Annotated in this window: 11 protein-coding genes; all 11 read right to left on the bottom strand. The window is 65.0% G+C overall.

The window, feature by feature from the left end:
- Positions 1–146: 146 nt before the first annotated feature.
- Positions 147–698, bottom strand: coding sequence for an HD domain-containing protein (locus tag G5B40_RS11930; RefSeq protein ID WP_165098889.1), 552 nt, complete (start codon positions 696–698; stop codon positions 147–149).
- Complete coding sequence (locus tag G5B40_RS11925; protein WP_165098887.1) at positions 691–1,404, bottom strand: hypothetical protein; 714 nt, start codon at positions 1,402–1,404, stop codon at positions 691–693. Before G5B40_RS11925 ends, G5B40_RS11930 begins: the two co-directional genes overlap by 8 nt.
- A 23-nt stretch (positions 1,405–1,427) precedes the next feature.
- The gene (locus tag G5B40_RS11920) at positions 1,428–2,063 is read right to left on the bottom strand and encodes a primase 1D-like protein (RefSeq protein ID WP_165098885.1); all 636 of its coding nucleotides are present in this window, start codon (positions 2,061–2,063) and stop codon (positions 1,428–1,430) included.
- Positions 2,064–2,752: 689 nt separating this feature from the next.
- Positions 2,753–4,264, bottom strand: a complete 1,512-nt coding sequence (locus G5B40_RS11915) for a YifB family Mg chelatase-like AAA ATPase (protein ID WP_165098883.1) — start codon at positions 4,262–4,264, stop codon at positions 2,753–2,755.
- 80 nt (positions 4,265–4,344) lie between these two features.
- Positions 4,345–4,794, bottom strand: a complete 450-nt coding sequence (locus G5B40_RS11910) for a MarR family winged helix-turn-helix transcriptional regulator (protein WP_165098881.1) — start codon at positions 4,792–4,794, stop codon at positions 4,345–4,347.
- A gap of 19 nt (positions 4,795–4,813) precedes the next feature.
- A complete protein-coding gene (locus tag G5B40_RS11905; protein ID WP_165098878.1) occupies positions 4,814–5,398 on the bottom strand; it encodes an amino acid synthesis family protein in 585 nt (194 codons plus the stop codon).
- Positions 5,395–5,979 carry an amino acid synthesis family protein gene (locus G5B40_RS11900; RefSeq protein ID WP_165098875.1) on the bottom strand — a complete coding sequence of 195 codons (585 nt, stop codon included), beginning with the start codon at positions 5,977–5,979 and terminating at the stop codon, positions 5,395–5,397. Before G5B40_RS11900 ends, G5B40_RS11905 begins: the two co-directional genes overlap by 4 nt.
- Complete coding sequence (locus G5B40_RS11895; RefSeq protein WP_165098873.1) at positions 5,972–6,844, bottom strand: UPF0280 family protein; 873 nt, start codon at positions 6,842–6,844, stop codon at positions 5,972–5,974. Before G5B40_RS11895 ends, G5B40_RS11900 begins: the two co-directional genes overlap by 8 nt.
- Positions 6,845–6,847: 3 nt before the next feature.
- Entirely contained in the window at positions 6,848–8,329 is a 1,482-nt protein-coding gene (locus G5B40_RS11890) for a 6-hydroxynicotinate reductase (protein WP_165098871.1), read from the bottom strand.
- Entirely contained in the window at positions 8,326–11,085 is a 2,760-nt protein-coding gene (locus tag G5B40_RS11885) for a molybdopterin-dependent oxidoreductase (RefSeq protein ID WP_165098868.1), read from the bottom strand. The genes G5B40_RS11890 and G5B40_RS11885 overlap by 4 nt, the downstream gene beginning before the upstream one ends.
- Positions 11,078–11,926 (bottom strand): FAD binding domain-containing protein, encoded by an 849-nt coding sequence (locus G5B40_RS11880; protein WP_165098865.1) that lies wholly within the window; start codon positions 11,924–11,926, stop codon positions 11,078–11,080. Before G5B40_RS11880 ends, G5B40_RS11885 begins: the two co-directional genes overlap by 8 nt.
- Between the last annotated feature and the right edge of the window lie 87 nt (positions 11,927–12,013).

The raw sequence follows: 12,013 nt of genomic DNA, 5'->3' as shown, positions 1-12,013 counted from the left end.
TTCAAATACAGTCATTCGGATGTCGTGTAGCATTACCGGGAAAAAAGTCGGCTAAGCAGGATGGCGGATATATCAAGACCTAAGTTAGGTCATGTGTTAATGGATCCCATTGGGGGGTATTTGCGATTTATTATAACTACGCAGGTCTATATTGTGAGCTTTGACTCAACGACCGAAATCGCATCGAGGCATTTAAAATACAAATCTAACTCTTTAACTAACCGTAATCTTTCAATAACCTCAAGGGATAATTCAAGGTAACGTTTAATCCAGTCATTTTCCTCTCTGAACGTAATTCCTGTAACGTTTGAGTATATGTCAGCGAGTTTGATCGCCTGGACCACGGAACACGACGCGCCTAATACCTCAAGGTATTCGCGCCGTCGAATTATCTTTGGCTTTCTTTTATCTTCAGAAAGCAGTTTGACCCAGTCAGCGACTTGGCGATTAGACACATGCTCTATGTCTTCATAGTCTGCTGCCGTATCCTCAATGCTGTCGTGAAGTAATGCGGTCGCAAGAACGTTAAATCTCTCGTCATCGCCCTGGAGGCCGAGTTGGTTGCCGTCGAATAACTCGCGACACAATTCTTCAACCTCGACGACATGATGAAAGTAGGGATCTCCGCCTTTTCGTAGCTGTCCATTGTGGATCTTGCGAGCGTAATCTCTTACTGCAATAAGATTCTCGTTATCCAACGTGTCGCCTAAACGTTTTTATGACTGCCATCACCGTCTCATACGCTCCATCTACGTTGCTTATCTCGAAAAACAACCGCTCGGGGGCTGGGAGTTTTTGAAGGCCCAGCCGACCATCTTTAGTTTTCCACTTGTAGTTGGATACAAAAAGTCGGTCACCGTCGATTACAATAGCCGCAAATGGCATTAGCTCCGAAACCTCAACATCTTTTAATGAGCCAATATTTCCTTGGTCTCTAAGCGCTCTCCATTCACCCAATCTTTCCGATATCACGTCCACTCGATGGTCAAGTGATTTTTGTTCGTGGAAGTTTGCAATGATGGCGTCCCTCTTCATGGTGTAGATCGTGACATCCAGATCGTTCCAGGGACGGTCTTCAAGACGGAATTTAATTGGGTTCGCAAACCCAAGGGAGTAACCAATCAACTCGATCTTCACATGTTTCTTGCGAAGTTTCAGAAGTTCGTCCGCCAAATTTTCGTATGTGAAGCTTTTCGGGCCAGCACGCCTTTTGGTAGTCCAGAAACAGATCGAAAAAATTATTAACACTAATATAAACTTGAGGGTGAGGCTGACCCAACCAATTAGATTCTCATAACTCATTTGTGGGGTCATGCCTTGAAAGAGGACTTCAAGGTAAGCTGATGGGTCAAAGGCGAACGCCGTTGCCAGAGCGATAATACTAGCAATAACATAGATTGCCATGTTTATTGAATCTCTGAAAACTCTCATATTGTGGCCACCAGCTTTGGAACATGTGGTTTGTAGGGTGGTTGGGCAGTTAATCTTAAGGTTGAATATCCGTCAAATAACCTGAATCCACAGTATCCGGGATGCACAAAATCATATGCAATCAAGAAGTAGCCTAATAGTTCTCGCCATCCGGATTCGTCAACTAGGAAGTCGCCATAATAGTGAAAATGACGCCCACTACTTAGTATATATCCCGGCCTTCCCGGATAAATATGCCTAATAAACGTTACAATATCTTCAATCAAAACACCTTCATTCGGATGCAAATTCATCATAGGAATATGAGCGATACCGTGATGCACCGAAGATGTAATCGACATAACACCACCGCCAAATGTAGTATCGCAAGTTGATTTGAGGCCGTCGGTTCCAAGTTGTGACACCTGCTCAGTTAGGAGATTTATTGGTTGCCTTTTAGTAACCTTGTACTCAAGACACGCCTCCAAATTATCTAATCTTTGCCTTGTGGTCGTATAGCGCTGGCGCCAATTCGTCGACGCAGCATGGCAAAGCATGGTCACCTCATCGACCCCCTGTCGATGGCATATATGTGCGACAACACGCGAAGCTTCTGCACCCAATTCCAGTGAACTTTTTCCGAAGTCTTTCATAGGTAAATCAATCCAAAATTGACATGCCCAAACGAGATTCCAACAGATAGACACACCTTTCATGCAGCTGGAAGTATCAGATTGCTGGCAACACCCCTCGCAAGATGTCCACTATCGGGTTCTCATGACCGAGATTAATCCGATTGAGCATGAAAATCTGTTAGGCGACCTTCCTGAAGGCAAGCATTTCATAAGGCATGTCATTCTGGCGACCGACCGGAATCGCAAATGACTGCAATTCCGTTGAAAATTACCCAAGTGGATCACAGTATCTCAACTCCATAAACCCTGTGTTGCTTAACTCTGGGGCTTGCGGATTAAAGGCTGTATGTCTGGACTGGTGATTTTGAGAACCTATGCTGCGTTGCAGCGGACGACCGTTCTCCGCCCATTGCGGCCAATAAATCCTGAGAAGCCACTCTACCGCACGGCGAGTACGAAGGAAGTGCGGATAAATCACGCAACACATAGAAAGTCGCGTTCAGGCGGAGATTGACGCGCCGCCCCCAATGGCTCTCCCCCCGATTTTTCCCGGTGGAATTCGCGACGGAAGCGCCGCCGTGACCACGCCAGTCAGTTCATATGGGAGGCGTCAAATGCGATAGATTTCGCACGTTAATTAATTTATACAATAAAATCAATATATTAAACCCTTATCGCGTGCGATAACGCACTCGGCCTCCCCTTTTTCACCGTTTCAACGGCGCCCGCCGATAGCCCGCCGCCTCGGCGATATGGGCCCGCCCCACCTTCTCTCGCCCTTCAAGGTCGGCGATGGTCCGCGCCAGCCGCATGACCCGGTGATAGCCGCGCCCGGTCAGCCGCAATTTCTCCGCCGCCCGGTCCAGAAGCTCCCGCCCCTCCCGGTCCGGCGCCGCCATCTCCTCCAGCAATTCCCCCGAAAGCTCCGCATTGCTCCGCAGCTTCACCTCCCGTTCCTCGAACCGCGCCCGCTGCGCCGCCCGCGCCCGCGCCACCCGCGCCGCGACGGGGGCGGATGGCTCCCCCTTCGGGGCCTCCGAAAGATCGCGCGGCGTCACCCCCGGCAATTCGATCTGCACGTCGAGCCGGTCCAAGAGCGGCCCCGAAATCCGCGCCTGGTAATCCAGCCCGCAGGTCGGCGCCCGCGAACAGGCCAGCGCCGGATCCGACAACTGCCCGCACCGGCATGGGTTCATCGCCGCCACCAGCTGGAATCGCGCCGGGTAGCGGACATGGGCGTTGGCCCGGGCGATGAAGGTCTCCCCGGTCTCCAGCGGCTGGCGCAGGCTCTCCAGCACCGGCCGGGCGAACTCCGGCAACTCGTCGAGAAAGAGGACCCCGTTATGCGCCAGACTGATCTGCCCCGGCGCCGCGCGCCGCCCGCCGCCGACCATCGCCGCCATCGAGGCCCCGTAATGCGGGTCGAGAAACGGCCGCCGCCGCGGGATGCGCCCGTCCCGGATCAGCCCGGCGACGGAATGGATCATCGAGACCTCAAGCGCCTCGCCCGGTTCCATCGGCGGCAGGATCCCCGGCAGCCGCTCCGCCAGCATCGACTTCCCCGCGCCCGGCGGCCCGATCATCAGCATGTTGTGCCCGCCGGCCGCCGCCACCTCCAGCGCCCGGCGCGCCATCTCCTGGCCCCGCACATCCGCAAGGTCCTTCAGCGCGCCGTCATTCGTGGGCGCCAGCGGCTCCGGCGCCGCGAGCGGCTGGCGGCCCGAGAAATGGTTGATCAGCGCAACCAGCGTCTCAGGCGCCAGCACCCGCACCGCGCCGACGATCGCCGCCTCCGGCCCGCAGACGGCCGGGCATATGAAGTCCCGCTCCGCCTCCGCCGCAGCGAGTGCGGCGGGCAACGCCCCCGCCACCGCCCCGATCCGCCCGTCGAGCGAAAGCTCCCCCATCGCCGTGCAACGCGCCACTTCCTCCGCCGGCGCGACCTCGAGCGCCGCGAGCAGCGCCAGCGCGATGGGAAGGTCGTAATGCGCGCCTTCCTTGGGCAGGTCTGCCGGCGCGAGATTGATGGTGATCCGCCGCGGCGGCAGCGCGAGGCCGATGGCGTTCAGCGCCGCCCTCACCCGCTCTTTCGACTCCGCCACCGCCTTGTCCGGCAGGCCGACCAGCGTGAACGCCGGCAGGCCGGCGGCGAGATGGCACTGCACCTCGACCTCGCGCGCCTCCATGCCCTGAAATGCGACCGTATAGGCCAACGCCATGAGAATCCTCCGTCCCGGATTGGTCGCCACTTGGTCGGGCGAGAAGTTAACGAAACGTTAAGCTTCGAAATGTCCGCGGCTCAGATCATCCGGGCGAGCAGTGCGAGAAAGACGCGGCGGTCGGTCGGGGAGAGCGGGGCGAGGGTTTCTTCGGTGATCCGCCGCCCCATGTCGCGCAGGTCGTCCAGCAGAGCCTCCGCGGACTCGCTCAGCGCGATGCGGGTGCGCCGCCGGTCGATCGGATCGGGGCCCGACCTGACCAGCCCCTTGCGGCGAAGCCTTTCGACCACGCCCTTGATTGTCGCGACGTCCATCGCCGTCATCCGCCCGAGTTGATTTTGTGAAACCGGGCCGATCTCGGCGATCCTCATCAGCGCCGCGAACTGCGTCGGGGTGAGTTCGCGCAGCGCGTTCTGCTGGAAGATCGCCGTGTGCCGCTGGTTGGCGAGCCGCAGGAGGAAACCAACCTGCTTGTCCAGCCGGTAACGGGGCGTCGTCTGCGTCTGGTCGGCGGTCGCGTCGCTCGTCATTCGCTTCCTCCGGATCGCCTTAACGAAGCCCGTCGCGCCCTTCCGCGCCCTCTGCGGTCAGGCCGCCGACGCGCGGGGCGGGGCGGCCGCTATCGGTCACGGCGATGGCGACGACGATCTCGGCGGCGCGCGGGGCGTCATGGATGGTGATTTCGGCGCCGTCGAAATGAGAGCGGACGTAAGCGGCGCGCTTGTGTCCGAGGGGAATGTCGAGTGTCCGCCCCGGTCCGCCACGTTTCTTGCCGGACGGCACCAGCGCCGCGCCGCCGCCTACCGCTGCGCGGAGCGGCGCGCCGAGGCGCGGGTGGAGGATCGCCGCCGCATGTTCGATCTCGCCATCCTCGCCCACCAGCGCGGCCTTGCCGTAGCTTTCCACCGCCGCCGGCGCGACGCCAAGCGCCTCGACGCAGGCTTTCCCCAGCAGCGCGCCGAGTTCCTCGCCGATCTCGGTCAGCGGGGTAAGCTCGTCGACATACCGCCCTGCGAACGGGTTGGCGATGATCGCCGCCGCCACGGCCTTTCGCGTCGGCGGGGCGATGGCGCGGCCGGCTTCGATCCGGGTCTCCTCCACGGTGACGACGATCTTCCGGATGGTGGCTTTCATCGCAGACCGTCCCCGCCCCTCGCATCCGCGGCGCTGAGCCCGCCGGCGCGGGCGTGGATGCGCGCGCCGGTGGTCATCACCAGCATCAGCGCCATCTCACCGGCGCGGGGGGCGTCGCTCACGCCCAACTCCATCGCGTCGAAATGGCTTCTGACATAGCTCGCATTTATGTGGGTGACCGGCACGTCGAGCCGGGCGCCCACGCCGCCGACCTTCTTCGCCGAAGGGACGATGGCCTTCGCGTCGCCGAGCAATTCCCGCATCGCGTAGCCGCCCGGCGCATGCCAGAGCGCGCCGTGCTCAAGTTCGCCCGCCGCGCCGATCACCGCGCCTTTCCCATAGCCCTCGACAACGCCCGCATCGCCGCCGAGCATCGCGACCAGCCGGCCCGCCATGTCGAGGCCGAGCGGCTTCAGGTTCTCCATGAAGCCGGTAATCTCCGGCTCGAAGCGGCCGGCGAACGGGTTCGCGATCACGGCGATGATCCCGGCCCGGCGGAGGGGGATTGCGGGCGGCGGGCCGCCTTCGTGGCGGATCTCCTCCAGCACGGTGACGATCTTTCGTATCTCGACCTCAGGCATGTTCGGCGATTCCCTTCATTCTGTTCATCTCGATCCGGCCGGCGCCGTCCGTCGCGGCGATGGTGACGCCCTGAAGCGTCAGCGCGGCGCCCTTGATAAGGCCGGCCGCCTGCATCCGTCGCGCTTCGACGAGCCCGGCGTCCAGAGCCGCCGCAACCTCGCCCGGCGCGAGCCGGCCGCAGCCCGTGGTCGCCAGCCGTTCGCCAAGGTCGCTGTCGGGGTCGAGAGCGCGCGCCGGCGTGCGGGCGATCGCGGGATGGCCGGGCAGGTCGACGGCGTTGGCGATCAGCGTCGCGGCGGCGTCCGCGGCGGCGGCGCTCGACGCCAGCGCGGTCACGTTCTCAGCGATCCCGAGCGAGAGCGAGCGTCCGCCCCGTCCGCTGCTGGCGACGCCGCCGACGCCATCGCTCGCGCCGATGCGGATGCGTCCGATCTCACCGCCATCGAGGCCGCAGATCGCCGCCGCGGCGCTTTCGCCGTCCGCGAGATGAATCGCGATATCGCCGCCATTGTTGACATGCGCCTTCAAGAGGGGGCCTGCGGCGCGCATCGCGGCGAGGATTTCATCCGCCACGGCGCCGGCGACCGCCGCCATCGGCGTGACGAAAACGCGCGCGGCGTGGGGCAGGGCGGCGGCGAACATCCGGCGGGCGACGGCGCCCTTGGGCGGCGCGCCACCGGATTGGCGTCGCAGCCGCGGCAGCTCTGCGACAAGTTCTTCAAGGATGGTGGCGAAGCGCGCCTCGGCGGCGCCGAGCGCCGCGATTCGGCCCGGCCCCTCGGCGTCGATCACGAGGTCGATCGGCCCGTGTCTGAGGTGAAGCCGCCGTTCATCGGGCAAGAATCGGGCGAAGGGGCGCTCCACCCCTCACCGCCCCCAGCTGAAATTACGCCGATCGCGCGGGTCGACGCCGTTTCCGGTCGCGCCGATCCGGCGCACGCCGTCGTCGACGACCGTCCCGATCTCGCGGATCTGATCGAGATGTCCGCCGAGAGCGGCGTAATCTTCGCGCCGAAGGGTGAATTCGATCGGCGCGACCAGCGCCGGCGTCGGCACATAGCCGAAGGCGTTCTCCGGCATGGCCATCACGTCCGCCATCAGCGTGATGCCGCCGCCCGGCCAGATATAGGTCGGCGCGCCGCCGCAGGTGACGTTCGCCAGCGCGTCGCGGACTGACCGCGTGAGGCGCACCGGGTTTTCCGTGACGCCGGAGCGAAGCGAGCCGCCCGCGCCGCCCATGAAGAGGACCGACGCCAGCGCCGGCTCGCAATTCTCCGCCACCCGCGTGGCCGAGGCGAGCAACGCGGGCGGGGTTTCGGCGGGCTCTGGGACGAGATTGTCGTTGAGGACGAAATAGGCCCAGTCCTCTCCGGTCGTCGAGATCATGAAGAGCCGGAGCCCCGGCCAGGCGATCTTCGGATCGGCGGGGCGAAGGATCGACAGCGGGTCGGAGATATCGGTTCCGCCCCATCCCGATCCGGGCCCGGCGACCTGAAAATAGCGGCCCGGAGTGGAGCGCCGGCCCTTCACCCGCAACCCGCTCGGGCGGGCGTCGAGCATCTTGCCGGCCTGATGTTCGGTCAGGACGCCGGTGATATGGTCGTCGACGACGATCACCTCGTCGGCATGGGGCGCCCATTGCGTCGCGAACATGCCGATCGCGGCGGACCCGCAGCCGACCCGCATCAGCCGCTCCGCCTCGCCATCGATGATGGGCGCCTTGCCCGCGGCGAGGGTGAGCGCCGCGCCCTCGTCGATGGTCAGTTCGACCTCCTGCCGGTTGCACAGCCTGAGCAGCGTGTCGCAGGTCACGCGCCCCTCCTTCTTGCCGCCGCCGGTCAGATGCTCGACGCCGCCGAGGGAGAGCATCTTCGAGCCGTATTCCGTGGTCGTCACATGGCCGACCGGCTCGCCATCGGCGCGCACCAGCGCGCGCTCCTGGCCGATATGCCGGTCGGTGTCGATCTTCACCTTGACGCCGCAATAGCTGAAAATGCCTTCGGTCACGACGGTGACCATGTCGACGCCCTCGATCTTCTGACTGACGATGAAGGGGGCGGGCTTGTAATCCGGGTAGGTCGTGCCGGCGCCGAGCGCGGTGACGAAGGGACGCGCGCCCTTGACGATGTCGCCATCCCATTCGTCCGCATCCTCGCCCGCGTCGAGGAACGGCGTCGCCGGGGCGCCATTCTCTATCACCGTTAGCGGGTCGAGCCGGACCAGCGCGCCGCCGTGATTGGCGTAGCGATCGCAGGCCCCGCTCCTTCCCTCGGCGATGAAGCAGAGCACCGGGCAGGCGTCGCAGCGGATCTTTTCCGCTGGCGGGATGACCTTACCCTGCGCCGTCATTCCAGCTCCTCTCCCCGGATTAACGCCCTCACCCGCGAAGGCGTCGCCGGAACCCGCCTGATCCGGACGCCGCAAGCGGCGCGGATCGCGTTCAAGAGCGCCGGCGCGGTCGGGATGAGCGCATGCTCGCCAAGGCCCTTGGCCCCGTAAGGGCCGTGCTCGTCCGGCTCCTCGACGATGATCGTCTCGATCGGGGGCACGTCGCCGATGGTCGGGATCAGGTAATCATGCAGGTTCTCGGTGCGGCCCGGCAGGTATTCCTCCATCAGCGCCATGCCGAGCCCCTGCGCGACGCCGCCCTGGACCTGCCCCTCGACCAGCATCGGGTTGATCGCCTTGCCGACATCGTGGGCGGCGGTGAAGCCGGTCGCCCGCACCGTTCCAAGCTCGATATCGACTTCGACCACGGCGAGATGCGCGGCGTAGCCGAACTGCGCGTAAGGCTCGCCCTGGCCGTTCTCGTCCAGCGGTTTGGTCGGCGGATCGTAGGTCTCCGTGACCTTCAGGACGTAGCCCTCGCTGTCGGTCGCCATGCCGGCGAGCGGCAGGAGATGTGCGCGCCCGTCCTCGATCACCCGGATCGCGCCGGCTTCGGGTTCGATCCGCGCCTCCGGCCCGGCGTTGCAGAGTTTCAGGAGCGCCGCGCGCAGCGCCTGGCCGGCGAGGCGGGCGGCGTTGCCGGTGATGAAGGTCTGGCGCGAGGCGGAGGTCTTGCCGGCGTCCGGTGTGATGTCGGTATCGGCCCCGAGCAGCCGGAGGCGCTCCACCGGCGCGCCGAGCGCTTCGGCGAAGATCTGCGCGATCACCGTGTTCGCCCCCTGGCCGATATCCATGGCACCCTGATGGAGGGTGATGACGCCCGAAGCATCGACGCCCGCCTTGATGGTGGAGGGATTGGGCAGCGAAGTGTTGCCGCAGCCATACCAGCCGGCGGCGACGCCGACGCCGCGCCGCTCCGGCCGTCCTCCTCGCTTCGCCGCGTCGTTGGACGCCCGCGCCTCTGCGCGCCTCGCCTTCCACGCCGGGCGGAGTGCTTCAAGACAGGCGCGGGCGCCGACGCCTTGCCTGAATATCTGCCCACATACGGTCGGTGCGCCGTTCTCCAGCGCGTTCTGGATGCGGAACTCCAGCGGATCGATTCCGAACCGCTCCGCCAGCTCGTCAAAGAGCGATTCCTGCGCGATGGCGGCTTGCGGCACGCCGAAGCCGCGAAAGGCGCCGGAAGGGGGATTGTGTGTGTGGACGGCCCGAGCCTCGGCCAGATAGTCGGCGATCCGGTAGGGTCCGGACGCATGCACCGGGACCCGGTTCGCCACCGTTGGCCCCCAGGAGGCGTAGGCGCCGGTGTTGAAATCGCCACTGAAGGACAGCCCGCTCAGCCGGCCGTCCCGCGTTGCGCCGATCCGGACGCGCATCGTCGCCGGGTGGCGTTTGGTCGTGGAGCGCATCGATTCCCCGCGCGAATAGGTCAGCCGCACCGGCCGGCCCGTCTTGAGCGCGCCGAGCGCCAGATACGGTTGCACTGACAGGTCGAGCTTGGAGCCGAAGCCGCCGCCGACTGCGGTGGGGACGATGCGGACGTGCGCGCGATCCATGTCGAGGATCTCCGCCAGCGAGTCGCGGTCCATCACCGGCGCCTGGGTGCAGGCGTGAATCTCGACGCGGTCGCCTTCGAGGGTCGCGTAGCCGGCTTCGGGCTCGATATATGCGTGCTCGACGAAGCCGGTTTCGAACACGCCTTCCGCGACGATGTCGGCGCGCGCCAGCGCCGCCTCGGCGTCGCCGGTCCGGACGAAGCCGCGGCACATGATGTTGCCGGGGCGGTCCGGGTGCAGTTGCGGCGCGCCCGCGTCAAGCGCCGCCGGAACTGTCTCAACGGCGTTGAGCGGCGTCCACTCGACGGGGAAATCCTTATCGTCTAGCGCCGCAATGGCGTCCGGCGCGCCGATCACCGCCGCCACCGCTTCGCCTCTGAACCGGGCTTCGCGTTCCGCAAAGACGGGTTGATCGACGAAGGCCGGAATCACCCCGAAGGCGTTCCGTCCCCTGATGTCGGTTGCCGTCAGCGTCGCGACGACGCCCGGACGCGCCGCCGCCCAGTCATCCAGATCGCCCATCAGGAAGCTGGCGCGCGGATACGGCGAACGGATCACGCGGAGCGCCAGCGTATCCGGCGGGGCGCCATCGTCGCCGAACGACTCCCGCCCCTCGACCTTGGCGGCGCCGTCGATGCGCCGGATGGCGGCGCCGACCTCGCCTGATTCCGGCGCGTGTCTGGCGGGCGCGCCCACGTCCATCACCGCGTCGATGATCTTGCGATAGCCGGTGCAGCGGCAGAGGACGCCGGCCAGCGCCCGCTCCACGGCGGCGACCCCCGGCGCCGGCGCGCGCCGAAGCAGGGCGACCGCCGCAACCATCATTCCGGGTGTGCAGATGCCGCATTGCGCGGCGCCGTGATCCTGAAACGCCTCGGCCAGCGCCCGCGCTTCCGGCGCGCTTCGGATCAGCCCGGCGAGCGTCTCCACCTCGGCGCCGGCGACGGACAGGCTGGGCGTGAGGCAGGCGCAGACCGGGGCGCCGTCGATCAGAACGGTGCAGGCGCCGCAATCGCCGGCGTCGCAGCCGACCTTCACGTCGCGCGCGCCAAGCCGTTCGCGCAGCGTCTCGGAAAGCCGCTCGCCAGCGCGGGGTGCGGCGGCGGCTGGCGCGCCGTTCAGGCGGAACGCCGTCAGATCGTTGGCGACGCGCTTATCCATGCCGCGCTCCGGCGGCTTCGAGAAGCGCGCGGCGGATCAGCGTCGCCGCGGCGTCAAGCCGGTATCCGGCGCCGCCGCGAATGTCGTTGATCGGAGCGAGCGGGGCGAGATGGCCCGGCGCGATCAGACCGGGCTCCGCCAGATCGGAGAAGGCGCGCCCGCGAAGCGCCGCCTCCAGCTCGCCGAGCCGGCGCGCGACCGGGCCGCAGGCTCCGACGCTCACCCGCGCGCCGCCGACCCGACCGGCCGCGTCGGGCCAGATCAGGACGGCGGTCATGGCGATGGAGATCACAAGATGCTTGCGGGCTCCAAGCTTCAGGAACGCCGAACGCGCGCCTGTCGGCTGCGGAGGCGCAAGGATCGCCGTGACCAGTTCGCCCGGCTTCAAGCCGGTGCGCCGCGGGCCGGTGATGAAATCCGCCAACGGGACGGTTCGGCGCTCATTAGCCGAAGCGATCTCCACCGCGGCGTCGAGCGTCAGAAGCGGTGGCGCGCCGTCCGCCGCCGGGGACGCGTTGCAGAGATTGCCGGCGATTGTGCCGGCGTTCTGGATCTGGATCGAGCCGACCTCGCGCGCCGCCGCTTTCAGGCCATCGAAGGCGGGCGGCAGATCCGCCGCGATGATCTCGCTCCAGCGCGTCGCACCGCCGATCCGCCAGCCTGCGGCGCTTGCCTCGATTCCGCGCATTTCGTCGATACGGGTGATGTCGAGGATGCGCGAAGGAGCGGGCTTTCCGGCGTGGGCGGGGAAAACATCGGTCCCGCCAGCGACGACGATCGCGCCCTCCGCGCCGAGGGCGGCGAAGGCCTCGTCCAGCGACCGCGCCGCGACGTAAGCCATCTCTCAGCTCCTGAAACCGTTAGTGTACGAATAGTCGAGCCCGGCGCCGGGCGCTGTCAAATCATTTCTGCCGGGCGGCTTCCCCTC

The organism is Pikeienuella piscinae, assembly GCF_011044155.1.
GTDB classification, from domain to species: Bacteria; Pseudomonadota; Alphaproteobacteria; order Rhodobacterales; family Rhodobacteraceae; genus Pikeienuella; species Pikeienuella piscinae.
This window is presented reverse-complemented; position numbering and strand designations above follow the sequence as displayed.